Source organism: Streptomyces sp. NPDC057623 (assembly GCF_042800355.1).
Taxonomy (GTDB): domain Bacteria; phylum Actinomycetota; class Actinomycetes; order Streptomycetales; family Streptomycetaceae; genus Streptomyces.
This window is the reverse complement of record NZ_JBHVGZ010000032.1, coordinates 73,416-96,807: the sequence shown is the minus strand read 5'-3', so window position 1 is coordinate 96,807 and position 23,392 is coordinate 73,416. Positions and strand designations below refer to the sequence as shown.

Here is a 23,392-nt window from a genome sequence, read left to right as displayed (position 1 = left end):
GCAGAGCTTCAGGCGTCGGGCGGCACGGTGTCGAACTCCCGCTCAAGGCACCCGGTGTCCAGCGGCAGCCGGAACACATTCCGGCGGTGCACAGCCTCCAGCTCGGCCTGAAGCGGGGACGGCGGCACCATCAGGACGGGACAGGCGGCGTGGGCGAGGCAGTAGCGGCCGACCGACGGCCACAACGCGCGGCGCAGCCGGCCCCGCCGTCCGGCGCCGACCACGATGACGTCGCCCTCCCGGTCAGCGATCCGTATCAGAGCCGGTCCCGGGACGCCGCGGGCGACGAGCGCCTGCCCGGGCAGCCCGGAGCACGTGCCGCCGAACACATCACGCAACGCCTTCAGCAGCCTCTCCCGCGCCAGCCGCTCCCAGTCCTCGACCAGGACGGCCGCAGCCGATGACCTGCGGGCGGCGAGATCCCCGCCGGGCGGCTCCCAGGCCAGCACCGGCCAGAGCTCGGCCCCACGGCGCCGGGCCTCGTCGGCGGCCCGGACCAGAGCGGTGAGACTCCCCGGCGAACCGCTCACTCCCACCACGAGGCGAGCGCTCGAGGGCGGGTGGGACTCGGACATCTGATCCTCCTCGGAACGCTTCCATCTCACCTCTGTTCCGAGGCGTCCGAACACCCCTCACGCCACTTCTTGGCGCCCTTCTGACGGCCATTCCCACGCTCACCCACCGGCCGCGTCAGCGCTCCGTCAAGGTCACCCGGATCGCCGTCAGCGTCCCGTCAGGGAACCTCCGGGAGTGGGGGACACCGGGCATAACGTCGAAGGCGAGCCCCGGTCCGCCTCCCCGCGTCCGGGGCCTCACAGATCACTCGCTCCCTTGCCTTCCAGGAGGCACCCCATGGCAGAACTCCTTCAGGACGACGACCCCGAGCCCGCCGATCGGTTCCCGGCCGGCCCCCTGTACGTCCCGGTCCGGCCGGGCCCCCACGGATGTGCGGCCCGACTGTGCCGCACCCCGCTCGGCGACCGTACGGCCGTCGGCTTCACCTCCGAGCGCAGGCTGACCGCCACGCTCGGCCCAGGCCAGGCGTGGATCCGCCTCGCCGAGCCGGCCCTGCGCGCCCTGACCGCTCCGCTCGGCGTCACCACCGTCACGGTGGACCCGCAGTTCTCGGCACCGGCGCCCGCGCCTGTCGAGCCCGCCGCTCCCGTTCCCGCGCTGCGGCTCGTCTGAGAGGGACAGTCACGATGACCACGGTTCACGAAGCCACCGCCACCGCCATCGCCACCGCCGCGTCCGCCAAACTGTCGGTGTGGCCCACCTCGACCACCGAGCCCCGGCACGGCGACCTCGCCGTGGGAGGCGTATCGCTCGCGGAGGTCGCCGACCGCTTCGGCACCCCCGTCTACGTCCTCGACGAGGCCGAGGTCCGCGACCGCTGCCGCACTTACCGGGACGCCTTCCCCGACACCGAGATTCTCTACGCGGCCAAGGCGTTCCTGTGCCGGGCCATGGCCCACTGGGTCGACGAGGAGGGCCTCGGCCTGGACGTCTGCTCGGCCGGTGAACTGGAACTCGCCGTCACCACCGGCTTCCCGCCGGAGCGGATCACGCTGCACGGCAACGCCAAGTCCCCTCGCGACCTGGAGACCGCCCTGCGCCTGGGCGTCGGCCGTATCGTCATCGACAGCCCCTCGGAGATCGCCCGGCTGGCCGCGGCGGTCGGACCCCACGGCCACCAGAAGGTGATGGTCCGCGTCGTGCCCGGCATCAGCGCCGGCGGCCACGAGAAGATCCGCACCGGTACCGACGACCAGAAGTTCGGCCTGTCCATCGCTGACGGCTACGCCCAGCACGCCATCGCCCGCATACTCGATCAGCCGCAGCTCGAACTCACCGGCCTGCACTGCCACTTGGGCTCGCAGATCACCAGCGTCAAGCCGTATCTGGCGGCCGTACGGCGGATCGTGGGACTGATGGCCCGCCTGCACGAACAGCACGGCCTGCTCCTGCCCGAACTCGACCTCGGCGGCGGCCACGGCATCGCCTACCGCCCCGGTGAGCCGGCCCTGGACCTGACGGCACTGGCCCGCAAGGTCCGTGCCGAACTCGCCGACGCCTGCGCCACGTCCGGACTCCCCGTCCCTCACCTGATCATCGAACCGGGACGCGCGATCGTGGGCCCGGCGGGCGTCGCGCTCTACCACGTACTGTCCGTCAAGCACACCGGCTCGTACACGTACGTCGCCGTGGACGGCGGCATGAGCGACAACCCGCGCCCGGCCCTGTACGGCGTCCGGTACGTCCCTCGTCTGATCGGCCGGCACAGCTCTGCGGCCCCGGCCCTGGTGACCGTGGTCGGACGGCACTGCGAGGCGGGCGACATCCTGGCGGCCGACGTCGAGCTCCCCGCCGACGTACGCCCCGGTGACCTCCTCGCCGTACCAGTGGCCGGCGCCTACCACCTGTCCATGGCCTCCGGCTACAACCTGGTCGGCCGCCCACCCGTGGCCGCCGTACGCGACGGCATCGCCCGTCTCCTGGTCCGCCGTGAGTCCCTGGAGGACATCCGCAGCCGGGACGTCGGCCTGTAGCGCGTCCACGTGTCGGAGGGGGCGGCAGGACCCCCTCCGACCGAGGCAGCCGTACGCGCCGACAATGATCGCCATGCCGGTCACCGTCGTCTACCTGGTCTTCTTCAAGAAGCGCCGGCCCTGACATCCGCCTTATTGCCTTTTGGCACACTGTGCGGATCCAACGGTCCGGTGAAGGAGAACCCCGCATGTCGATGGTCGGCAGCCTGCGCAAAGTCGCGAACCTGGCGCGGCGCACCCGCCGTCGCCGCGTGGACCTCAGCCACCCGGCCCGCTCCCCGCTCGGCTCGACCGTGGTCAACTGTGTCGTCTATCACGACGGCGTCCGCCGACCCGGACGGGACTCCGTGGCGGAAGCAGTCCGGCACGCCCGCAAGCACCGGGGCGGCTTCGTCTGGCTGGGCCTGCACGAACCGGGCGAGGAGGAGTTCGCCGATGTCGCGGAACTCTTCGGCCTGCACCCGCTCGCCGTCGAAGATGCCGTCCACGCCCACCAGCGCCCCAAGATCGAGCAGTACGGCGAGGTGCTGTTCTCCGTCTTCAAGACCGTCACCTACGTCGAGCACGCCGAGCTGACGGCGACCAGCGAGGTCGTGAACACCGGCGAGATCATGGTCTTCACCGGCCCCGACTTCGTCGTCACCGTCCGCCACGGCCGCCACGGTTCCCTCGGCCCCCTGCGCGAGGACCTCGAAGCCCACCCGGAACTGCTGGCCAAGGGCCCCTCCGCCGTCCTGCACGCCATCGCCGACCACGTCGTCGACGACTACGTCACCGTCGCCGACGCCGTCCAGAACGACATCGACCAGGTCGAGACCGACGTCTTCTCCCCGCACAGCCCCCGGAACGCCGACGCCGGCCGCATCTACCAGCTCAAGCGTGAACTCCTGGAGCTGAAGCGGGCCGTGGTGCCGCTCGCGCGCCCCCTCGACCGGCTCGCCACCGAGCCCCGCGCCTGCGTGGACAAGGAGATACAGACGTACTTCCGGGACGTCGCCGACCACCTCACTCGTGTCACCGAGCAGATCAATTCCTTCGACGCCCTGCTCGACTCCATCCTCCAGGCCCACCTCGCGCAGGTCACCGTCGCCCAGAACGAGGACATGCGCAAGATCACCGCCTGGGCGGCGATCATCGCCGTACCCACCATGGTCTGCGGTGTCTACGGCATGAACTTCGACCACATGCCCGAGCTGCGCTGGACCTTCGGCTACCCCCTCGTGCTCAGCGTCATCGCCACCGCCTGCGTCCTCCTCCACCGCAACTTCAAGCGCAACGGCTGGCTGTAGGAGCAGGTTGGTGGGGGTGTCGGGGTGACCGCCGGCTTGGGCACGCCGATGACGCTCAGCTGGACGGGGAGGGGGACCTGCGACGAGATGTTCAGGGGCAGCAGTCGCAGCCGGGCCGGCAGCCGCAGGCGCCCGCGTCGACGTGCGACGGGGTGGAAGCGGGGCCGCTCACCGGGGCGCAGCAGCCCTTGCCCTGCCAGGCGTCGCGACCTTCCTTGACGGCGATGGCGGCGATGACCAGGGCGGCGATGGGATCGGCCCAGGACCAGCCGAGGGTGGCGTTGAGGATCAGGCCGACCAGGAGCACGGCGGACAGGTAGGTGCACAGGAGGGTCTGCTTGGAGTCGGCCACCGCACTGGCGGAGCCGAGTTCGCGGCCGGCGCGGCGTTGGGCGGCGGACAGGAAGGGCATGACGGCGAGCGACAGGGCGGCGAGAACGATGCCGGGGATCGATCGCTCTGCTTCTCCGGTGCCGGTGAGTGCGCGGACGGCGTCGGCCGTGACGTACGCGGCGAGGGCGAAGAACGAGATCGCGATGATCCGTAGGGTGCGCTGTTCGCGTGCCTCGCGTACGGCGTGGTCGGCTGCGGAGAACTGCCAGGCGACCGCTGCGGCCGAAGAGACCTCGATGATCGAGTCGAGGCCGAAGCCGATGAGGGCGGTGGAGGAGGCGAGGGTGCCGGCGGTGAGGGCGACGATCGCCTCGATGACGTTGTAGGTGATGGTCGCGGCGACCAGCAGGCGTATCCGACGGGTGAGCGCGTCTCGGCGGGCGGGGGAGGGGCCGAGGGATATCGATATCTCGGCGGCCATCAGCAGCAGTCCTTCTCGTCGGCGTCCGGGCAGGTGCGGTCGGTGGCGACGGCGACCACGGCGGTGCGCAGGTCGTCGAGTGCGTGGCCGAGGCGTTCGTCGGCGAGCTCATAGCGGGTTCGGCGGCCGTCGGGGACGGTGACGACCAGGCCGCAGTCGCGCAGGCATGCCAGGTGGTTCGACAGCCGGGTGCGGGAGACGCCGATCTTGTCGGCGAGGTCGGACGGGTAGGCCGGGGCTTCGCGCAGGGCCAGGAGGATGCGGCAGCGGATCGGGTCGGCGAGCGCGCGCCCGAAGCGGGCCAGCACTTCGATGTCGGGGGCAACAGTCAGCACGCCCTGACAGTACATGGATTTCTGAATTCAGGAAATCCTGCATCATCTTCGTCACCGTACTGGATGTAACGCCTGCTACATTCTCGGCCGTGACTGATGCCGTGACTGATGCAGAGCAGGCAGCGATACGGTGGCTGGTACTTGTGATCAAGCTGCCCGCGGACCCGTCGCGGCACCGGGTGGCGGTGTGGCGGGAACTGCGCAAGACGGGGGCCCTGTCTTTGGGGCAGGGCATCTGGGCCGTGCCGGAGGTGCCGGCCTTCGCCGCGGGAGTGGAGCGCGCCCTGACTCTGGCCGACAGTGCCGGCGGCCAGGGCGTGACGCTGAAGGCGTCCGGCCGCACTGCTGAGGACGCCGCCCGGTTCCGGGAGATGTTCACCGCGGCCCGCTCGGCGGACTGGGCTGAGTTCCTGGCGGACTGCGGCAAGTTCGAGGAGGAGATCGCCAAGGAGATCCGTAACGCCAAGTTCACTCTGGCCGAGTTGGAGGAAGAGGAACAGAGCTTGGAACGGCTGCGGCGCTGGCACCGCGACCTGACCGCGCGCGACGTCTTCGGCGCCCCGGAAGCGGCCGAGGCCACGACGCGGCTCCGGCAGTGCGTGACCGTCTGTGAGGACTACGCCGAGCGCGTCTTCGCCGCTCTGCACGCCACCGACGAGGACGCCTCATGACCAGGCAGCCACGGCAGCCCATATCCGAGGCCCCCCGGCGGGCCATGTGGCCGCTGTACGCGGCCGGGTTCACCACCGCCTTCGGCGCGCACGGCATCGCCGCCAACCTCGGCGGTTTCTCCGAGGACGCCGTCACCTCCCTGCTCGTCCTGGGCGGGCTGCTCGCCCTGTACGACGGTGCCGAGGTCGTCCTCAAGCCGGTCTTCGGCTCGCTGGCCGACTGGATCGGAGGCAAGCCGGTCCTCCTGGGCGGTCTGATCGCCTTCGCCGCCGCCTCCGCGCTGTACGCGGTTGCGGACAGCCCCGGGTGGCTGTGGGCGGCCCGTCTCGGCCAGGGCGCCGCCGCCTCCGCGTTCTCTCCCTCGGCCTCGGCGATGGTCGCCCGCCTCAACCCGGCCGCCAAGCGCGGGCGGGCGTTCGGCAGCTACGGCTTCTACAAGTCCATCGGCTACACGCTCGGCCCGCTCCTGGGCGGCGTTCTGGTCTGGGCCGGCGGTCTGCGCCTGCTGTTCACGGTGATGGCCGTATGCGCGGCCGGTGTGGCGCTGTGGGCCGCGCTCGCCGTGCCCGTCGTCGCGCCGCTGCCCCGCAAGCGGCAGACCGTCGCCGATCTCGCCCGGCGCCTGGCCGACCGCACCTTCCTTGCGCCCACCGCCTATCTGGCCGCCGCCACCGCCGCGCTCTCCGTCGGCGTGGGCTTCCTGCCCGTCTCCGGCGCCGCGGCGGGCCTCGGCACCATCGCGACCGGCGCCGCCGTGTCCGTCCTGGCCGCCACCGCCGCCGTGGTCCAGCCGAAAGTCGGCCACGCCCTGGACACCGGACGCCTGACCACCCGCACCGGCCTGCTCGCCGGACTGGGACTGACCGCGGCCGGCCTCGCCGCCGCGATGCTGCCCGGCCTCACCGGCGTCCTGGCCGCCGCCGCTCTCATCGGCACCGGCACCGGACTGATCACCCCGCTCGGCTTCGCCGCCCTGGCGGCGGCCACCCCGGAAGAACGCATGGGCCAGACCATGGGCTCCGCCGAACTCGGCCGCGAACTCGGCGACGCGGGCGGCCCCCTGCTCGTCGCCGGTGTCGCCGCTGCATCCAGCCTCACCTACGGCTACGCGACCCTCGCCGCCCTGCTGGCGGCAGGCACATTGCTCGCCCTCGCCCGCCGCCCTCAGAAAGCACCGCATGCCCCGAGATGAGCTGCCCCACATCCGCCCCTGGCCGGTACGCGGAGCGGCGATCCTCGTGGTTGTGCGTTAGGTCTCAGCGGGCAGCGGCTCCTGCCACGGCACCTCTGCCAGCGCCGACGTTAAGAGGGCGGCGATTGAGGCATGGGCCTGCCAGAGGGTCAGAGCGCGCAGCGGGTACGGCCCGCTGACTGCGGGCTTCTTCATACCGCGGCCCTCGGTTCCTGCGCCAGGCTGGACTACTGGGTCTGCGCCGGCCGTGGAGGCGGAGGCGCGGCGACCGTCACGGCCGCGCATTTGTGAGGCCAGCTGGCCAGACGCGGAAGTATGACCGTCGTCCGTGTGGGCGGCGCTGTCCGGTTCGGATTCGGTTGACGTTGAGGTGCTCCTCAAGAACGCCGAGGTGGTCGGCGGCGCCGCCGTTCTGGTGCTTCACGAAGTGGATCGCTATGGCAGGGATCGTGCGGCGTGGGCTTCGCGGCCGGTGAAGATCTCCAGGAGGTGACGGATGGGCAGCCCGGGCTCGGATGGATGCCGGAAGGTGCCGTCCGCGTGCAGCATGTATCGGTTGCGCCGCCCGATGCGTTCCCGGCTGAGGTAGCCGGCCTGTTCGAGGTCGGCCACGATGGCCTGCGCGGTGCGCTCGGTGATCCGGCAAGCGGCGGCGATGGTGCGCAGCCGGACGTCCGGTCGACGGCGATGGCCAACAGCACGCGGGGTTGATTGGTCAGAAACGTCCACTGCCCTGCCTGGGGGGGGCCACGGTGATCAGCACCCCTTTCCGCCTACTGTCAGCCTAGGTGTGGACCGAATGCCCGATCGGCATTACCGGAAACCTACTGCGCCTGTTGACGCCGGGGAGGGGCAGGGACGTTTCTCCCACAGGGCCTGGCTCGTTGCCCAGGACATGGAACCGAAGGAGAACGCCGGCCGGGCCGCGCTGCTCGGCGCCTACTGGCTCATGACCGATTCGCCCGCCCGATGCCGCCCGGGTTGCGCGCCGTGCCGTCCCCGGCCCGAACTGTTCGCAGCCCGCCCGAGACCCAGGCGGGCCCCGGCCGTGCGAGCTGGGATGGTCACCGTGGCGAGTCTGGCAGTGGTGGCCGGGCTGTGGGGCACCCTCGCGGCGACCGCGCCGTGAGTGCCTGCTGGCCGATGATCCCTTCGGAGGTCCTGCGGCTGCCTGATGTGACCGCGTGATCGCTGCCGTGGTGACGGCCATGGTCTACGCCGGGCGGACGGGCTCGTGTCCGTGGCCGCGTTCTCTTGCAAGGGTGTCCGTGTCCTCGGGACTATGCCTTGGCATGACGACCGAGGATGCGGCGCAGGGCACGACAGTGACCGTGAGAATGTCCAGATCGCCGGCGCTACGGTCAGGTGGGGACCACTTCCGGTTCGTGGGGCTCGTGCGGGTGCCACTCGAACAGCAGCGTGGTGGCGTCGTCGGTGAAGTTGCCGTGCTGGTAGTCGAGGATCGAGTGGGTCAGGCGGCGGAGTGCTTCGGGCGCCGGTTCCCCGGCTGCGGTTGCCCTGATCACGAAGTCGGTGAAGCGTTCTTCCCCGAAGGTCTTTCCCGTCTCGGAGCGTGCTTCGGTGATGCCGTCGCTGTACATCAGCACGCGGTCACCCGGTTCGAGCTGCTCCTGATGGATCTGCCGGTCCGCATCTCCGTTGTCCTGCGAGACCATCCCGAGTGGAAGCTCCGGTTCCCGCTTCAGAGCGTCGGGGACGATCTCCTGCCGGCGAATCAGCATGGGCGTGGGATGCCCGCAGTTTGCCCACGTCATCATCCCGGTGGACAGGTCGAGGTGGGCGAAGATCCCGGTGACGAACCGGTCGAGGAACAATGTCGCCAGGTTCTTGTCCACGACCTTGGTGATGTCCAGCAGGTTCCCGCCGGAGCGGCGGGTGTTGCGGCAGCCGGCCAAGGAGATCGCTACTGAGAGCCCGGCGACCACATCGTGGCCCATGGCGTCGAGGATCGTGGTGTGCAGCGTGTTGTTGATCAATGAGTGGTCGTAGGCATCCCCGCCCAGTTCATAGGCAGGCTCCAGAAACGCTGAGGACGTCATGCCGTCCGAGCCGAGGGAGCGGCTGGGCAGGAAGGACCAGACGAATTCGGCCGGCAGCTGCATACGCTGCGCGCGCTTGAGCTGCACGTAGTCGTCGCTGGAATTGCCCTTGGCGATAAGGAACAGCGTCAGCAACGAGGCGATCGACCGGGCGTTGCGCACCGTGACGGCATTGAGGCTCTCCGCCTGTACGCGCAGAACGCCGACGCGGTCGATGCCGTCCAGCATGGGAACCCACAGCGCCAAGCCGTTCCGATGCTGGTCGGTGACCCGCAGGGAGGCAGTCCGATAGGCCCAGCCGGCCAGACTGGTATCGATGGAAAGCCGCTCGGGTGCGGCCTCGCCGTGGTTGGTCAGCGGGGTAAGCCAGTCCTGCTGGAGGTCCGCCAGGTACACGGTGAGCTTTTCCACACCGAGCGACGGCGCATGGCGTTGCAGAACATCCGGAAGGTTCGAGGGCGAGACCCAGTGGGACTCGGAAAGAAGCTGAGCGAGTACATCCTCAGCAGAAATCAGCGGCTCGTTCCGCGTCACTGTGCTCACCGCCCTTCGGGCGGGTAGGTACACACCTCCAGTAACAGGTGCTGACAGCAACGCGGGACCTATAAGCCCAAAATCTCGGTCGGATGGGGCAAGGTTGCCGTCCGATCACCTCCCACGCTAGCCCCTCAAGCCCCTACCGGACAATAGGGGTATTGGGATATAATTTACCGTTTTGCGACTTCGGCGCTTTCTGTTGCGTGTGTGGTTGCAGCGCATCATGGGCTGCATACACGCGGCGACCAGGTGGCCAGCTGTTGCCTACGGGCGCCAGGCGCCGCCACTGTCCTTCAGCGCCTGCATCGACCAGGTTGCGTCGGCGCCGCGCTCCCTCGGTGTCCATGTAGCCCGAGCCTCCGGCAGGTGCGCACGTGTGAAGCGCAGCGACTGGAAACCCCACCGCGCGCCATCCCCAGGGAGAACGCCCTCCCCGACGAGTACGGCCTCTCTGACCCACTATCCGCGGCAGACCCGTAGGGCGTGCGCACTCACGGCTCTGTTGATCTGCGGTGGTGACTCGGATGGCGTCGATCTGCGAGCCGTCCGACCCGGCGCAGATCTGCGCCTCATCTCGAGTCGTACTCCCGCGGCGTCTCCCGCCACTGCCCGCCCGTCCTGAACCGCCAGATCACTCCCTCGCACTGCTGACCGCAGCCGCTCGGGGTACGGGCCGTACTCGCCGATCGGCAGGCATTGGCTCGATAAACTCCCATTCCTCGTAGGTCAGTTGCACTCGTGTCACCCAAGAAGGTCGACAAGAAGGTCTACCGGTCCGGGCCGCCACGATGGAGAATCCCGCCGATTGATCACGACCCGATATGCGCCCTAGGACTGTCCGGCAGGTCCTCAACGGAGCGGGATGGCGCAGGGCTCGTTGAGCAGCTCCTCATCCCACAGGTCAGCAACCCGAACAGATGCGTCATCCGCTGGACGATCGTCATCGCGCTCGCCGCCGCCCAGGGGCGCCCCCAGCAGTGCCTGGCACCGCTGGTGACCACGCGTCCTCCGCGGCGTCCACCATCCGGTTGGCCTCGTAGCGCGGCGACGTGCTGGCGTTCGGCGGCGTTGGGACGATGCGCGCATGGCAAACGAGGGTGGAACACGTGAAGGATTGCACTCTGACCGCGTAGTCCTGGTGGCCCTTGCCGCGGGGCAGTTCCTGATGGCGCTCGACAGCTCCGTGATGAACGTGTCGATCGCCACCGTGGCCGACGATGTCGGTACGACGGTGACCGGGATCCAGGGCGCCATTACGGCGTACACACTCGTCATGGCGATGTTCATGATCCCCGGCGGCAAGATCGGTGCGATCGTCGGGCGCAAACGCGCTTTCATGGTCGGTTCCGTCATCTACGGTTGCGGTTCGCTGACCACTGCCTTCGCCCCGAACCTGACCGTGCTCCTGCTCGGCTGGTCGTTCCTGGAAGGGGTGGGCGCTGCACTCATCCTTCCCGCGATCGTGGCGCTGGTCGCCGGCAACTTCGCCCAGGAGCGCCGGCCTGCCGCCTATGGGCTGGTCGCGGCGGCAGGGGCGGTGGCGATCGCGCTCGGTCCACTCATCGGCGGCATCGCGACGACGTACTTCTCCTGGCGCTGGGTGTTCGTGGGTGAGGTCGTCATCGTCCTGGCCATCCTGGCGCTCGCCCGTCGTATCGCCGATGCACCGGCCGAGACGCGTCCTCGCCTCGACCTCCTGGGCACCGCGCTGTCCGCACTCGGGCTCGGAGTGTTCGTCTTCGGTGTCCTGCGCTCCGACGAATGGGGCTGGTTCCTGCCGAAGCCCGACGCCCCGGCCTGGCTCGGCGTCTCCCTCGTCGTGTGGCTGATGCTGGCCGGGATGCTGCTGGTCTGGCTCTTCCTGCGCTGGGAGGCGCGCCAGGTGCGGCAGCACAAAGAGCCCCTTGTCGACCCGGAGATGCTGCACAACCGGCAGCTCACCGGCGGCCTGACGATGTTCTTCTTCCAGTACCTCGTGCAGATGGGTGTGTTCTTCGTCGTACCGCTCTACCTTTCCGTCGCACTGGGCCTGTCCGCGCTGGAGACCGGCGCACGCATCCTGCCGCTCTCGCTGACGCTGCTGGCCGCCGCGGTGCTGATTCCGCGTTTCCTGCCCGATGTCTCGCCGCGTCTGGTGGTACGGCTCGGCGTCTTCGCCCTGCTCGCCGGGGCGGTCGTGCTGATGGCCGCGCTCGACTTGGGCGCGGGTGGGGAAATCGTCACCGTCCCCCTCCTGTTCATCGGAGCGGGCATGGGCGCGCTGGCCTCTCAGCTCGGGTCGGTCACCGTGTCCGCGGTGCCGGACGAGCAGAGCGCGGAGGTCGGCGGCGTCCAGAACGCCGTCACCAACCTCGGCGCGTCGATCGGCACCGCGCTCGCCGGGTCGATCCTCATCGCCGCCCTGACGTCGTCGTTCCTGACCTCCGTTGAGCAGAACCCGGCGATCCCGGCCGAGGTCAAGAACCAGGCGACCACCGAACTCCAGAGCGGTGTGCCCTTCTTGTCCGACGCTCAGCTCACGGACGCCCTCGGCGAAGCGGGCACCAGTCCGGAAGTGACCCAGGCCGCGCTGGACGCGAACGCCGAAGCCCGCCTCGACGGACTGCGCGCGGCACTCGCCGTCCTCGCCGCGGCTGCGATCCTCGCGCTGTTCTTCACCCCGCGTATCCCGACGACCCAACCCAGGGCGACCGGCAGGTAGCCGCAGGCTGCGCTCCGACAGGATGCGCCACGCGACTCGCCGTCAGTGTCCCAGCAGCGCCTTGGCGGCCACGATGACCAACCCGAGCACGAGGTTGACGGCGGCTTCGGCGACCAGTTGGCGGCGGGTCGCGCCGCCCCGGGCTGCGCTGAGGCAAGCCCACGTGACCTGCTGCGCCACGGCCACGCCGAGAGCGAGCCATACGCCGCCGCCCGAGTCCAGCCCCAGGAGCGGGCTGACCGCCACGGTCGCAGCAGGCAGGGCGGCGGCCTCGACGATCGACCACTCGTGCCCGGCAACCAGACGGATCTCGCGTCTGCTCCACGGCTGGCCGACCAGCCGTTCGCCCGCAATGTGCGCGTAGACGTGCGCGGCCCAGAACACCAGGCCCGTAACGATCAGCAACATCACGAGCTGCAATCGCGAGTAGTGCCCCACGGCCCCGGCAGTGGCCAGTACGGACGCGGCAAGCAAGGAACCGTAGACGGCGCCCGCGCAGTCAGTCTTGGACACGCCACCGCGTGGGGTGGTGCGAAGCCTCACCCTCACCCTCCCACCGTAGAGGCGGGGCACCGGCCCTGCATGCCGACTTCTCTGTGACCCTGGCGGCCGTCACGGGCCGCTGCGCAGCCGACTGATCATCTACAGCAACTCCGGCCACCCACCGCCGGCACTACTCCATCCACCGGCCTTCGCTCCGGGGCACCGGCGCCCCGGAGCCGCCGGGTCTGACCAACCGGGAGCTGCTACCGGCCATCCGCCGGATCTGCCACGAGACACCCGTGGTAGGCGTCGAGGTCGTCGCGGATCTGGATCCCGGGTACATCACCACGGCGCCGAAAGACAGGCGGGTGTGAGGAGTTGAGGTCTTTCGAATGCCTGGCAGGAGGGAACCTGCCGGACTCTGTCTCCGCGGACTTCCAGCTTCGAGCGGGCCCGGCCGGTGCCTGGGCGCCGACGTTAGGAGGTTCGGACGGGAGCTGAGCGGTGGCCCGGTTCCTTCCCCCGAAGACGGGGCCGTGCCGTAGCGGGCAGGGACCGCCCCCAGCCAGGATGCCCGCTATGACTACCGCGCAGAACCTTGTCCCCTCACGTTCGACACGCTCGGCACCTCTGGTGTTCGGTGCGGGAGCGGCGATCGGTGTGCTCGGCGGGATGATCGGTCTGGGGGGCGCGGAGTTTCGGCTGCCGTTGCTGATCGGCCTGTTCGGGTTCGCCGCGCTCTCCGCGGTCATTCTGAACAAGGCGATGAGCCTGGTGGTGGTCCTGGTCGCGCTGACCGCGCGGCTGGTGGCGGTGTCCGTCTCCGAGGTGGGCGCGCAATGGCACGTCGCGGTCAATCTGCTGGCCGGGAGTCTGCTGGGCGCCTGGGTTGGCGCGACGTGGGCGGTGCGGATGCGCAGCGCCACCCTGTACAAGGTGTTGGCGGCGTTGATGGTGCTGATGGCCGTGGCCCTGATGGTCACGCACAGTGCCTCGCTGGGGACGCTCGTGCTGCCGGTGTGGGCGCAGGTGCCCTGCGGGGTGGTGGCCGGCTTCGGCATCGGGGTGGTCGCCGCGATCATGGGCGTGGCCGGGGGCGAGCTGCTGATCCCGACGATCGTGCTGCTGTTCGCGGTGGACATCAAGACAGCGGGAAGCCTGTCTCTGCTGGTGTCGTTGCCGACCATGCTGGTGGCCTTCGCCCGCTACAGCCGGGACGGCAGCTTCGCGGTGCTCGGCGCCAATCTCCGCTTCACGCTGGTCATGATCGCGGGTTCGATCGCCGGGGCGGTGCTGGGCGGACTGCTGCTCGGAGTGTTCTCCGATCTGGTACTCATCCCCGTGCTGGCCGCGATACTGCTGGTCTCCGCGGTCAAGCTTGCTCGTCACGACTGAACCCGTCAGAAGGGAGAGGCCGTGGCCGCGGGCTGCGACGATGACCTGACCGTCTGCGCGACCAGCCTGGCCTGTCCCTGCCGTTCGCCGAACGCCGGGGAGGAACGCCACGATGGATCCTGCTGCTGACCCGCACCACACCATGCGTGCGCCCCAAGCCCCGGGTGCTCTGCCCGGTCTGGCCTGTGTGGTCTGCTGTCTGTTGCCCGCGCTGATCGCGGCCGGGGTGGTGGCAGTGGCGCTGCCGAGGTGGCCCGTTGGCTGCCCGGCCTCGCCCCTGTCCTGGCCGGGGCGTGCTGGCGGGCCGACGCCGCGCTCGCGTCGGCTGTTGTCGCTCCGGCCCGGTCGCAGGTCTCGTGTGCGGATACGGCGGCAAGCCTGTACTGGCTCCGGGCTGACGCCGGTGACCTGCGTAGAGTCCCGGCCATGACTGTTGCACGTTCCGTTGCCCTGTTCGTCGTCGCCGCCCTGTTCGAGATCGGCGGAGCGTGGCTGGTGTGGCAGGGCGTGCGGGAGAACAAAGGATGGATCTGGGCCGGGGCTGGTGTCATCGCGCTCGGGCTGTACGGATTCGTCGCCACCTTGCAGCACGACGAGAACTTCGGGCGCGTCCTGGCCGCCTACGGCGGCATCTTCGTCGCCGGTTCCATCGCCTGGGGCATGATCGCCGACGGCTACCGCCCCGACCGCTACGACATCATCGGGGCCCTCATCTGCCTCGCCGGGATGGCGGTGCTGATGTACGCGCCCCGCGGCAACTGACCTGCGGGCGCGGTCAGGCCGCGGCCGACACGATGGTCAGGGAGCTTGCCCATCGCCCGCGCAGTGGATCCGTGATCCGACGCGGTTCCTTGCCGGAGATCGGCCATGGCGCTCGTCCTTGCCGAGATGGCCGGTGGCCGCTCAGCTCGGCGTTCCGGACTCAGCTCCTGTACGCGCTGTAGGAGAAAGTGATGGCGCTGGCCAGTTAGCCGGGGGCTTCTGCTGAGCCATCTCACGGCAGTCGGCGATCTCCGTACAGAACTCCCGTTTGCAGGCGGCCTTGCCGTTCAGCCAGGTCGCCTGTACCCCGCGAGTACCTCAGGCGATCTATTCGAGTGTCAGTGGTGCTCCTTATGGTATTGAGATGGCAAATGGGGTGTGGCACACCGGATATGGCATAGAGATCAACCTGTCCCTGCCCGACCTCGGTCACCCGGACCGCCCTGATCTGCTCCTGGAGATCACTGCGAGCACCGCCGACCGCGACCCGCAGCTGCTCGAATGCCTCGCGCACCATGACGGGCGCGAGTGCCTGTCGGAATCCGGCGGTAAGTCTCCGTGGATGTTCATCCGCCGAGGCCGCGTCGGGGGTCGTCGGCCACTCGTGGCGTCACACCTGCCGATCACGCACAAGGCGACCCCGGCGGAGAGCGCACAGCACAAAGCCACGAAGGAACGGATCGTCGAGACGGCCTCATGCGGTGGTCTGGATGCAGAAGCCGAAGTTCCCACGGCGAATCGGCGGACCATCTCCGATGCCCTCATATCCGGCCCCGGCGGTATCCGCATCGGCTGGGAGATCCAGTACCACCACATCAGTTCCAGCAGCGTTCACCGCCGGTCCGTCAACGCCGTACAACACGAGATCACGCCCCTGTGGGTGGCGAAGGACCGTACAGCCTCGCTGATCGACCGAGCGCCGTGGGCCAGGGTGGACAACATGCCGTGGAAGGACATCTCCGACGGCAAGGAGATGGTGATCCGTGGTGGGTACCGCTTCCTCCAAGTCTGGAAGTGCGTGCCCAGCAGCGATCGCCACTGCCCTCTGTCCGAGGGAGCCGGTCATTGCGACGGGATTCACGCCGAGTGGTTCCTCCCCGCCCTGTGTCTGCCGGAGAAGAAGCCCGTCCATATCGAGGATCTCGTGCTCTCCAGCGCGACAGGGGAGAGCGTCCCCGTCTACGTGCCCAATCGGGGTAGTGGCCGAGTCGGCCGGCACATGTGGGTGCCGGCGGATGACTGCGAATTATGGCGGGAGCTGGTCAGGGAGAAGACGCCGCTTCCCGTCGCGCCGGCGCAGGAGGAGGACGACCAGATCACCTTCGCCGAGCAGGAGATCGACCGGATATGCCGTGCCGGAGAAGAGGGATGGTTCGTCAGCGACGCCCGGCCTATCCGTGATCTAGGACAGCCCACTGGCGGCTACACCCTGCCGCGGATGCCGCTGCAACGGTCCGTGAAACCGTCGCTGATCACGTCCGTCGAGCGGGCTGCCGCCTCGGCCGCGCTGGGGTGCCCGCCCTGGGAGCTGGGACTGTGTGCAGGCTGCGGCCAGCTGATGCGCCGACACGGACGCAACGCGGCCATGTACTGCGCTGCGTGCCGCACCGAACTCAACGGCCGATAGCCAGGAACCTTTGGGCCGTCTCGACAGCAGTCGATTTGGCTGATTCCTGATGGCGCCCAGTAGCAGCGGAGTTTTTTCACGAGCGAAAGCGCCAGGCCAGGTCGCATGACTGTGCCTTTCCGACGGGTGGTCGGGAAAGGCGCAACTAGGTGAGGGCTACCATGAATTGACAGCCTATCGCTTGTCGGGAGTTGATCGCTGTGAAGACGTACCTGGTGGGTTCGCGCGCCAGCAATCTGGCCAAGGTGCAGGTGCGGGAGTACCTTGCCCCCCTTCGTGAGCGATTCCAGGGCATTGCGTTCACGCACCGAGTGATTCTCGAAGGTGGCGACAAGGACAGAAAGTCCCGGCTCTCCGATGTCTCGGCGATCAGCGGTGGCAGCGCCTTCAGCTCTGCGCAGGAGGCGGCACTGAGCAGGGGAGACGTGGACGTAGTCATCCACTCCCTGAAGGATCTGCCGACTGCGAGCCCGCCCGGGCTCACTCTTCTGCCGCCCCCTGGTCGTGAAGACGTACGGGACGCGTTGTGTGGCTCCACGCTGGCTAACCTGCGTAAGGGCGCTCGGGTAGGAACCGGTGCCCCGCGGCGAATTGCTCAGCTTCTGGCTCTCCGCCCAGACCTTGAAGTGGTACCAATCCGTGGGAATGTGCCGCCTCGCCTGAAGAAGATTGAGACCATGGGCCTCGATGCAGTGGTTTTGGCGGCGGCAGGACTTCGTCGCTTGGGCCTCGACGACGCAATTGGCGAGCTGCTACCCCTGGACCAATTTCCGCCCTCGCCCGGACAAGGAGCTCTTGGAATTCAGGTCCGAGAAGGCAGCCGTGAACTCCAGGAGATCCTCTCCAGCGTGGGAGATACGGCCGTCGACGCTCATGTACGGGCGGAGAGGGCCCTGCTCGCCGAACTGCACGGCGGGTGCAGCGTGCCCGTGGGCGCGTACGCGCAGACAGGGCCGGACGGCTCCTTGTCGCTCTTCGCTCAGGTCACGTCGCTGGATGGTGCCCGGCGGGTTGAGGGCACCCTCTCCGGCCCGATGGGGGAGCCGGAGAAGCTCGGTGCGGCCCTGGCCGCAGAGCTGATCGACCAGGGCGCGCGGTCCATCCTGGACGCGATTCGGGGTGAGTCCGCGGTCAGTCGTTGAGATGGCGGGCGATGTCCAGCGCGGCGTAGGTGATGCTGGCCTCCGCCCCGGCCCGCTTGAGCATGGTGAAGAGTTCCTCGAGCCGGCGCACGTCCCGCTTTCCGGTCGCGGTGTCCACATGCGAGAGGGTGCTGAACTCGCCCGAGACCGAGAACGGGAAGAGAGGCGCCAGCGTGCGCTTCTTCAGTTCGGTGAGAACATCGGCGCTGAACATCGCGGGTTCGAGCAGGAGCATGTCCGCACCATCGCCGACCAGTTGTAGAGCGGTGTCGATGAACTGCTCGGGCTTGCCGGGATTGATCTGGAACTCGCGGTCGGAGCCCGCCTGCGGGGTGGCGCCCATGGTGAGCCGGAAGCCGTCGTAGAGGCTGCTCCAGAAGATGACGTGCGGCATGATCGACACGCTCTCGTGCCCTGCCGCATTCAGTGCCTCGCGGGCGCCCTTGGCCGTCCCGACGACCATGGAGGCCGGGCCCACGATGTCAGCTCCCGCCGCCGCATGCGCGACAGCCTGCCGGGCGGTCACGTCGGTGGTGGCGGCGATGTCCGGGCGCCCGTGCCGATCGCTGACGTAGCAAAAGCCGGTGTCGGTGTACGAGCACAGGCAGGTCTCCGTCATGACGGCGATCTCGGGTTCCGTGTCCTTCGCCGCCCGAACCGCGCGAGCCATCAGGGCATCCGGTACGACCGAGAACTTCCCGGCGGCGTCGCGCTGGGTGGACTCGGCGAAGATCTTGACGGACCGGATGCCGAGCTGCTGGACCTCGCGCATCGCGGCGGGAATCTTGCCGACCGTGAGGGTTGGCATGGGGCGGTCCGACTCCTTCTCGGTGACCAGTAACACCATGGACAGGTCGGCCGGGGTCAGAGCGGGGCCTTCCAGGAAGCGGCGAACGGCCGGTCGGCTGCGGAGCGGGCTTGTGGCTCCGTGGGTCCGGGCGGGTGGCGCGGTGACGCTCATCTGTCCTCGCTTTCGGCGGGTGGCGCGATGGGCCCGCCGGCAGGCACGGGGAGAAATGCGGATTGGTGCCTGCCGTCGGGAGTCTGTGTGTCGGGGAGAGGCGCTCTGCCTTACGCCTGTTCTCGGCGCTTGAAGTCCGCGAGCTTGGCTGCGGCGTCGCCCGCAAGGTCTGTGCCGACCTGGCGAGTGGCTACGGGGAGCCCAGCGTCCTTGGCGACGCCGTTTCCGACGCCTACTGCGCCGATGAGGTCGAACAACTCGTCGTCGCTTGGTTCCTGCTCCTGGGCTGCCAAGATGCCTCTCATCTCGTGGTTGGTGGTGGCCCCATCCCTGCCGCGACCTGTCCTTCTGAGGTCAGGGGGAACCTCCAGTTCGAGCGGCAGGGACGGGGGGGCTCAAGGCCCGCCCAGGGCACGGCTGTCTTCCTACGCGACATGAGCGGGCGGTCTGACGAGTGGCGCGCTGGTCGGCCACTGGCTTGAGGGGTGAGGCTGTGTGGGCGTGGGCCTGGGAGTCGTGCTCTGCTGGCGAGCGACCCGTTCGCGCATCGTGTAGTGGAGCTGTTCCAGCCTGAAGACGCACCACTGGCAAGCGGCGAGTGGGAAAGCTCTGTCGGCCACCGCGATTTCGCCGATCTCTGCCACCGGGACGCCGGTCTGCTCGCACCTGAAGCAGCTCCCGTCATGCCAGTCGAAACGGCTCCACAGCTCGCGAGGCTTCAGTCCCATTCGCGCTCTTTCTCCGAGAGGTGGGGCAGCGGGCTCCCGCCGATAACGGGCACGAAGAGCACTGGGCGGGCGTGCCAGATGAACTTGTATGGGTCGGCCGAGAGAGGGAACGTGAACTCCTCGCCGTTCTTCAGTGCTTCGGCGGGCTCACGCCATCCGTCGGACAGCCAGTCCCAGAGGTCGCTGGCCAGCGGTGCGTTGATGGCCGAGGCGATGACGCGCATCTGGATGCGGGCCCAACGGATCGCACGGTCCGGAGTGGGCATGGCTGCGAGCGCGAGCTGCTTGCCGTTCTCCGTGCGCCACTCGCACCAGAACCCGGACTTGGGAACCAGTGGTTCCGGTACGGCGATCGTGCACCACGTGGTGGTGCCGTCCTTGCTGGTTCCCCAGTTCTCGGCGAGGGCTTCGACGATCAGCATGCCGCGACCGCTCTCCTCGTCCGTGGTCGGTCTCTTCACCTGCGGGCGGCCCGGAGTTCCGTCGGCCACCTCGATGCGGACCTCGCCTCGCCAGTAGGAGACGGAGAAGGTGACGTCCTCTGTCTCGCCGTACCGGACGGCGTTGGTGACCAACTCGCTGATGAGCAATTTGGCTGTGTCGACGCAGGAGCCGACTCCCCACAGCCGCAGATGATCGGCACTGATTCGGCGCAGCTGCCGCACCTGCTGTGGCGCGCGGTTGCATGAGATGACGAAGCGAGCGGGCTGGTCCATGTCTCTCCTCGGACCGCGTACCTGCGGAACCCTCCCCTGAGGCGGAACAGCCCTGGCTATACCGCCGGAAGTGCTCCGTGATCTCCTGCACGTCGCCTCAGGGGCGGTTGCACTCTGGAAGGCAAGGGCCATCGCTGTCCTCCGCACGTCACGGGAAGGAAGGTTGCTCTCGGCGCCGCGCCACAGCGCGTTCCGCCGGCTTCCCTTGGTTGCTCGGGTTTTGACACGACCGTAGGACGGCGGTCTCTCAACTCCCAAAGAGATTGCGCGAGTTTGCAGGAGATTGATTGACGGCCGCTAATGCCTCGCGCACCATCGTTCTGTCGCGCAAACCGACGCAAGGCAGCGGACGGGAGAGCAGCCGTGAAGCTACGGTTCCTTGGTAAGAACTCCACCCCCGGAGACAGCCCCACCCTGTACGCGAGTGACCAGGACAGCTACGTCATCCAAGGCTGGAAGGTGTTCGGCAACGACTTGCTCATGCAACTTGACGTGCCGGAAGGCCAGACAGTGATCGAGGTGCCGACGGAGCTGTTCGAGCACCTGACGAAGGACGGACTCGACACCGGCGAGATCAAGAGCTTCACCGCCCCGATCATGATCGTCACGGATCAGGGCACATGTGTCCTGCAGGGGCCGGAAATGCACGATCCCGATGCTCTGAGTCAGATGCGGATGCCCGACTATGAGACCTGCATCGAGGTCCCCAAGTCCTCGATCACGGCCCTACTGGAGGAGAACAGTGGACCTGATCACCTCGGCCCAGCGTGACGAGCTGTTCAGCAGCTTCGAACGCGACGCCTTCCACCTGGAGCTGAGGGACGACTACGGCTCTCCCATCGAGGACACGCCCTACGCGCGGTGGCAGCGGGGCGAGCCCGACGACTACGCGTGGCTCGACCCCTGGATGGGGCTCATGAAGCGGGTCACGGGCGAAGGCAGGAACGTCAGGCGCGTCCGTGTCATCACGGAGCCCCACTCCCAGTACGTCGGCTGGGAGCACTCGTTGACCCACCTCAACCTGGAGGCCGGCGAGGACATCCGATGGCTCCCGCGGCACCAGCTGCCGGAGGGCATCTCGTTCCCGGTCGACGGCAACGACTGGTGGCTGTACGACGATCGTCTTCTCGCCGTCGGCCACTTCGACCCGGAGGGCCGGGTGCTGGGGTCGGAAATCGTCGAGGACCCGGACACCGTGGCCGAGTGCATCCGGGTACGTGACCTGCTCTGGGACGCCGCCACCCCACACGCCGAGTACAAGCCCTGACCCATCAGTGAATAGCCAAGCTCAAGAAGCACGAGAGGCACTGGGTGCCCGGCTGCGCGGATTCCGGAAGGATGCGGGGTTCGCGAGCGGCCGGGCATTCGCCGTGGCCACGGGGTGGGCCGAGTCCAAGGTCTCTCGGCTGGAGAACGGGAAGCAGAACCCCAGCGAAGACGACATCCGTGTCTGGTGCGTCACGACCAACAGACAAGACCACGCCGATGACTTGATAGCCACGGTTCGGCACATCGACGAGCTGTGGCTTGAGTGGCGCCGACAGCTCCAGACCGGGGCGGAACGACGGCAACGCAAGGCCCTGCCGGTCTACGCCAAGACCAAGGTCTTCCGCATCTGGCACCCCACGCTCGTGTGGGGAACGCTCCAGACCGCGGAATACGCGGCCGAGACGTTCAGGCACGTAGTCGACTACTACGAGATCCCCGACGACGCGGAAGCCGCCACCGCCAAACGACTCGAACGGCAGCAATACCTGTACCAGGGCAACCGGATCTTCAACGTGGTGCTCGGAGAACAGTCGCTCTACACGAACTTCGGGGGCCCGGAGGTAATGAAGGGACAGCTCGACCGCCTGCTGGCGGTCATGCGGCTGCCCCGCCTGAGCCTGGGCATCATCCCCCGATCCGCACCCCTCGGCATCTGGCCCGGCAACTCCTTCTCGATGTTCGACGACAAGCTCGTCCTCGTCGAGACCTACTCGGCGGAGTTCTCCGTTACCCAGCCCCGCGAAATCGAGCTGTACACCAAGGCGTTCGCCCTCTTGAAGCAGTCGGCGGTCTACGGGACCGCAGTCCGAGACCTCATCCTCACAGCGATCCACCACTTCGACCAGATGCCGAGCGACTAGGAGAGCACACCATGCAGACCGAGGCCCCGAACTGGCGTACCAGCACCTACACAGGAACCGAGAACTGCGTTGAAGTAGCCGACAAGGACCTGAAGCACGTGCTGGTTCGGGACACGAAAGAGCGCGGCCGGGGTCTCCTGGCTGTCCAGCGAAGCAGCTGGGCGGCATTCGTCGAGCACGTCAAGGGAGCGTAGCGCCCGTTCACTTTGGTCCAGGCATTGAACGGGCCGACCGTCCAACCGTTGGACGCACGCTCTATTCAACTGTTGGACGAGCTTGACTGTGATCATTTCTGCGTACCCTTGGCGATCACCAGATGCCGGGGCAGCAACCTGGATCAGGTGGCGTCCCGTTCTCAGGACGGAGCCCGTCCAACTTCGCTGAATTGCCTGTTCCGTTTCGGAACGGCCTTGCTGTTCCGAAGCGGAACAGCGTTGGTGTTCCGAAACGGAACGGGCTCCTCTACGGGAGTGGAGGGTCTCACCCCTGGTGTCGGAGACCGCCCTCGTGACCTGCAGTTTCTTCCGCAGCCTCATGGCGTGTTGGACAGCGGAGTCTCAGCTTGTGTCATTTCCTCTGCGGTCTGTCTTGATCAGAGTGTGGGGGCTGGCGGCACGGGTGTGGTTCCTCCCGTGCCGCGTGGCGCCCTAGTGATGTCAGGCGGCGCCCTTCACGTGGCGGACCAGCCACATCAGCAGGGCGTCCAGGTCGGCGGCGGCTGAGAGGACCCGGTCGACCGCCTCGGGGGTGTGCAGCCACTGCTCGCAGCCGAGGGGACGGGCGGCGATCAGTGAACGGTGGCGCAGCAGGTTCGTACGGGAGTGGTCCGTCGGATAGCCACGCGGGGGGCGTTTCATCACGTCCCCGGAGATGTCGTAGCCCTTCTTCCGCACGTCCTCGACGATGGCGGACAGTTCGCGGCCGCTCCCCTCGGAGGCCACGGCTTTGCGGAACATGTCCACCTGGCCGGGATCGGGGTACCACCAGGCGCCCTGGATCCGCAGGCCGTCCAGGGAGAACCGGAGACCGATCTCGATCTTGCGGCCGAGCCGGATCACCGCGCCCTGGTGCTGCCACCACCAGGAGTCGGTGCGATAGTGCCAGACGGAGAAGTCCTCGTACCGGGGGTCGGCGTCCGCGACCTCGTTGAGCAGGGCGATCATCGGCTGCCGGACCAGGCGTTCGCGGTCCGCGCGGTAGCGCTCGCGGGTCGCGTGGGTCGGTTCGCCCTGGAGCTGCCACAACACGTCCATGGCCTGCTCCGGCCAGCCGGTGAACTGTCCGCGCATGCGCGCAGGTT

General features: G+C 68.2%; 25 protein-coding genes and 1 pseudogene. 15 read left to right on the top strand and 11 right to left on the bottom strand.

The genetic code is table 11. The annotated features are described in order from the left end of the window. Positions 1-8: 8 nt before the first annotated feature. Positions 9-575 (bottom strand): universal stress protein, encoded by a 567-nt coding sequence (locus ACFU95_RS28640; RefSeq protein WP_383832833.1) that lies wholly within the window; start codon positions 573-575, stop codon positions 9-11. Positions 576-852: 277 nt separating this feature from the next. On the opposite strand from ACFU95_RS28640, the gene ACFU95_RS28635 reads away from it, so the two are divergent. The 3 genes from ACFU95_RS28635 to ACFU95_RS28625 all read left to right on the top strand — a co-directional run bounded on the left by ACFU95_RS28635 (position 853) and on the right by ACFU95_RS28625 (position 3,838). Beyond that, the gene (locus ACFU95_RS28635) at positions 853-1,188 is read left to right on the top strand and encodes an SAV_915 family protein (protein ID WP_383832831.1); all 336 of its coding nucleotides are present in this window, start codon (positions 853-855) and stop codon (positions 1,186-1,188) included. Positions 1,189-1,202: 14 nt separating this feature from the next. Then, entirely contained in the window at positions 1,203-2,549 is a 1,347-nt protein-coding gene (gene lysA / locus ACFU95_RS28630) for a diaminopimelate decarboxylase (RefSeq protein WP_383832829.1), read from the top strand. Between the two features lie 188 nt (positions 2,550-2,737). Then, on the top strand, positions 2,738-3,838 hold the full coding sequence (locus tag ACFU95_RS28625) for a magnesium and cobalt transport protein CorA (protein WP_383832827.1): 1,101 nt from the start codon (positions 2,738-2,740) through the stop codon (positions 3,836-3,838). Positions 3,839-3,929: 91 nt separating this feature from the next. On the opposite strand, the gene ACFU95_RS28620 is transcribed toward ACFU95_RS28625, so the two are convergent. Both ACFU95_RS28620 and ACFU95_RS28615 read right to left on the bottom strand, forming a co-directional pair. Beyond that, the gene (locus ACFU95_RS28620) at positions 3,930-4,652 is read right to left on the bottom strand and encodes a cation transporter (RefSeq protein WP_383832825.1); all 723 of its coding nucleotides are present in this window, start codon (positions 4,650-4,652) and stop codon (positions 3,930-3,932) included. Then, entirely contained in the window at positions 4,652-4,987 is a 336-nt protein-coding gene (locus ACFU95_RS28615; RefSeq protein ID WP_383832823.1) for an ArsR/SmtB family transcription factor, read from the bottom strand. Before ACFU95_RS28615 ends, ACFU95_RS28620 begins: the two co-directional genes overlap by 1 nt. Positions 4,988-5,076: 89 nt before the next feature. Here ACFU95_RS28615 and ACFU95_RS28610 point away from each other — a divergent pair, with 89 nt between their 5' ends. Both ACFU95_RS28610 and ACFU95_RS28605 read left to right on the top strand, forming a co-directional pair. After that, positions 5,077-5,658, top strand: a complete 582-nt coding sequence (locus ACFU95_RS28610) for a Chromate resistance protein ChrB (protein ID WP_383832821.1) — start codon at positions 5,077-5,079, stop codon at positions 5,656-5,658. Between the two features lie 44 nt (positions 5,659-5,702). After that, entirely contained in the window at positions 5,703-6,851 is a 1,149-nt protein-coding gene (locus tag ACFU95_RS28605) for an MFS transporter (protein WP_383832857.1), read from the top strand. Between the two features lie 435 nt (positions 6,852-7,286). Here ACFU95_RS28605 and ACFU95_RS28600 read toward each other — a convergent pair whose 3' ends face one another. The 3 genes and pseudogenes from ACFU95_RS28600 to ACFU95_RS28590 form a co-directional block, all read right to left on the bottom strand. Beyond that, the gene (locus ACFU95_RS28600; RefSeq protein WP_383832819.1) at positions 7,287-7,580 is read right to left on the bottom strand and encodes a helix-turn-helix transcriptional regulator; all 294 of its coding nucleotides are present in this window, start codon (positions 7,578-7,580) and stop codon (positions 7,287-7,289) included. 632 nt (positions 7,581-8,212) lie between these two features. After that, positions 8,213-9,445 (bottom strand): PP2C family protein-serine/threonine phosphatase, encoded by a 1,233-nt coding sequence (locus ACFU95_RS28595; RefSeq protein WP_383832817.1) that lies wholly within the window; start codon positions 9,443-9,445, stop codon positions 8,213-8,215. 584 nt (positions 9,446-10,029) lie between these two features. Then, positions 10,030-10,193, bottom strand: a pseudogene (locus ACFU95_RS28590) (transposase); the annotation flags it as partial. A 339-nt stretch (positions 10,194-10,532) separates the two neighbouring features. Here ACFU95_RS28590 and ACFU95_RS28585 point away from each other — a divergent pair. Further along, positions 10,533-12,149 (top strand): MFS transporter, encoded by a 1,617-nt coding sequence (locus tag ACFU95_RS28585; RefSeq protein WP_383832815.1) that lies wholly within the window; start codon positions 10,533-10,535, stop codon positions 12,147-12,149. Between the two features lie 42 nt (positions 12,150-12,191). On the opposite strand, the gene ACFU95_RS28580 is transcribed toward ACFU95_RS28585, so the two are convergent. Then, entirely contained in the window at positions 12,192-12,662 is a 471-nt protein-coding gene (locus tag ACFU95_RS28580; RefSeq protein ID WP_383832813.1) for a hypothetical protein, read from the bottom strand. A gap of 167 nt (positions 12,663-12,829) precedes the next feature. Between ACFU95_RS28580 and ACFU95_RS28575 the strand changes: the two genes are divergently transcribed. From ACFU95_RS28575 to hemC, 5 genes are all read left to right on the top strand, one after another. Further along, positions 12,830-13,006, top strand: coding sequence for an arginase family protein (locus ACFU95_RS28575; RefSeq protein WP_383832855.1), 177 nt, complete (start codon positions 12,830-12,832; stop codon positions 13,004-13,006). 205 nt (positions 13,007-13,211) lie between these two features. Then, positions 13,212-14,027 carry a sulfite exporter TauE/SafE family protein gene (locus ACFU95_RS28570; RefSeq protein ID WP_383832811.1) on the top strand — a complete coding sequence of 272 codons (816 nt, stop codon included), beginning with the start codon at positions 13,212-13,214 and terminating at the stop codon, positions 14,025-14,027. Positions 14,028-14,453: 426 nt separating this feature from the next. Beyond that, complete coding sequence (locus ACFU95_RS28565) at positions 14,454-14,789, top strand: YnfA family protein (RefSeq protein ID WP_383832809.1); 336 nt, start codon at positions 14,454-14,456, stop codon at positions 14,787-14,789. A 268-nt stretch (positions 14,790-15,057) separates the two neighbouring features. Then, positions 15,058-16,416 carry a hypothetical protein gene (locus ACFU95_RS28560; RefSeq protein ID WP_383832807.1) on the top strand — a complete coding sequence of 453 codons (1,359 nt, stop codon included), beginning with the start codon at positions 15,058-15,060 and terminating at the stop codon, positions 16,414-16,416. A 200-nt stretch (positions 16,417-16,616) separates the two neighbouring features. Further along, on the top strand, positions 16,617-17,558 hold the full coding sequence (hemC, locus tag ACFU95_RS28555) for a hydroxymethylbilane synthase (protein ID WP_383832805.1): 942 nt from the start codon (positions 16,617-16,619) through the stop codon (positions 17,556-17,558). On the opposite strand, the gene ACFU95_RS28550 is transcribed toward hemC, so the two are convergent. The 3 genes from ACFU95_RS28550 to ACFU95_RS28540 all read right to left on the bottom strand — a co-directional run bounded on the left by ACFU95_RS28550 (position 17,548) and on the right by ACFU95_RS28540 (position 19,963). Next, entirely contained in the window at positions 17,548-18,519 is a 972-nt protein-coding gene (locus ACFU95_RS28550) for a hypothetical protein (RefSeq protein WP_383832803.1), read from the bottom strand. The genes hemC and ACFU95_RS28550 overlap by 11 nt on opposite strands. A 110-nt stretch (positions 18,520-18,629) precedes the next feature. Further along, on the bottom strand, positions 18,630-18,824 hold the full coding sequence (locus ACFU95_RS28545; protein WP_383832801.1) for a hypothetical protein: 195 nt from the start codon (positions 18,822-18,824) through the stop codon (positions 18,630-18,632). Positions 18,825-19,237: 413 nt separating this feature from the next. Then, entirely contained in the window at positions 19,238-19,963 is a 726-nt protein-coding gene (locus ACFU95_RS28540; protein WP_383832799.1) for an ATP-binding protein, read from the bottom strand. 363 nt (positions 19,964-20,326) lie between these two features. Here ACFU95_RS28540 and ACFU95_RS28535 point away from each other — a divergent pair, with 363 nt between their 5' ends. Genes ACFU95_RS28535 through ACFU95_RS28520 form a run of 4 tightly spaced genes read left to right on the top strand, consistent with a single transcriptional unit; the run spans position 20,327 to position 22,286 of the window. After that, positions 20,327-20,734, top strand: a complete 408-nt coding sequence (locus ACFU95_RS28535; protein ID WP_383832797.1) for a hypothetical protein — start codon at positions 20,327-20,329, stop codon at positions 20,732-20,734. Continuing rightward, positions 20,706-21,230 (top strand): DUF6879 family protein, encoded by a 525-nt coding sequence (locus tag ACFU95_RS28530; protein ID WP_383832795.1) that lies wholly within the window; start codon positions 20,706-20,708, stop codon positions 21,228-21,230. Before ACFU95_RS28535 ends, ACFU95_RS28530 begins: the two co-directional genes overlap by 29 nt. Beyond that, positions 21,181-22,092: a helix-turn-helix domain-containing protein gene (locus tag ACFU95_RS28525; protein ID WP_383832793.1), complete on the top strand. Its 912-nt coding sequence runs from the start codon at positions 21,181-21,183 to the stop codon at positions 22,090-22,092. The genes ACFU95_RS28530 and ACFU95_RS28525 overlap by 50 nt, the downstream gene beginning before the upstream one ends. An 11-nt stretch (positions 22,093-22,103) precedes the next feature. Beyond that, positions 22,104-22,286 (top strand): DUF397 domain-containing protein, encoded by a 183-nt coding sequence (locus tag ACFU95_RS28520; protein WP_383832791.1) that lies wholly within the window; start codon positions 22,104-22,106, stop codon positions 22,284-22,286. A 462-nt stretch (positions 22,287-22,748) separates the two neighbouring features. Here ACFU95_RS28520 and ACFU95_RS28515 read toward each other — a convergent pair whose 3' ends face one another. Beyond that, a complete protein-coding gene (locus tag ACFU95_RS28515; protein ID WP_383832789.1) occupies positions 22,749-23,381 on the bottom strand; it encodes a DUF2461 family protein in 633 nt (210 codons plus the stop codon). Between the last annotated feature and the right edge of the window lie 11 nt (positions 23,382-23,392).

Bases quoted from the DNA above. Each gene is read 5' to 3' on its own strand.
- ACFU95_RS28640 (WP_383832833.1), bottom strand. From the start codon at position 575: ATGTCCGAGTCCCACCCGCCCTCGAGCGCTCGCCTCGTGGTGGGAGTG.
- ACFU95_RS28635 (WP_383832831.1), top strand. From the start codon at position 853: ATGGCAGAACTCCTTCAGGACGACGACCCCGAGCCCGCCGATCGGTTC.
- lysA (WP_383832829.1), top strand. From the start codon at position 1,203: ATGACCACGGTTCACGAAGCCACCGCCACCGCCATCGCCACCGCCGCG.
- ACFU95_RS28625 (WP_383832827.1), top strand. From the start codon at position 2,738: ATGTCGATGGTCGGCAGCCTGCGCAAAGTCGCGAACCTGGCGCGGCGC.
- ACFU95_RS28620 (WP_383832825.1), bottom strand. From the start codon at position 4,652: ATGGCCGCCGAGATATCGATATCCCTCGGCCCCTCCCCCGCCCGCCGA.
- ACFU95_RS28605 (WP_383832857.1), top strand. From the start codon at position 5,703: ATGTGGCCGCTGTACGCGGCCGGGTTCACCACCGCCTTCGGCGCGCAC.
- ACFU95_RS28585 (WP_383832815.1), top strand. From the start codon at position 10,533: ATGGCAAACGAGGGTGGAACACGTGAAGGATTGCACTCTGACCGCGTA.
- ACFU95_RS28570 (WP_383832811.1), top strand. From the start codon at position 13,212: ATGACTACCGCGCAGAACCTTGTCCCCTCACGTTCGACACGCTCGGCA.
- ACFU95_RS28565 (WP_383832809.1), top strand. From the start codon at position 14,454: ATGACTGTTGCACGTTCCGTTGCCCTGTTCGTCGTCGCCGCCCTGTTC.
- ACFU95_RS28550 (WP_383832803.1), bottom strand. From the start codon at position 18,519: ATGAGCGTCACCGCGCCACCCGCCCGGACCCACGGAGCCACAAGCCCG.
- ACFU95_RS28545 (WP_383832801.1), bottom strand. From the start codon at position 18,824: ATGAGAGGCATCTTGGCAGCCCAGGAGCAGGAACCAAGCGACGACGAG.
- ACFU95_RS28540 (WP_383832799.1), bottom strand. From the start codon at position 19,963: ATGGACCAGCCCGCTCGCTTCGTCATCTCATGCAACCGCGCGCCACAG.
- ACFU95_RS28520 (WP_383832791.1), top strand. From the start codon at position 22,104: ATGCAGACCGAGGCCCCGAACTGGCGTACCAGCACCTACACAGGAACC.
- ACFU95_RS28515 (WP_383832789.1), bottom strand. From the start codon at position 23,381: ATGCGCGGACAGTTCACCGGCTGGCCGGAGCAGGCCATGGACGTGTTG.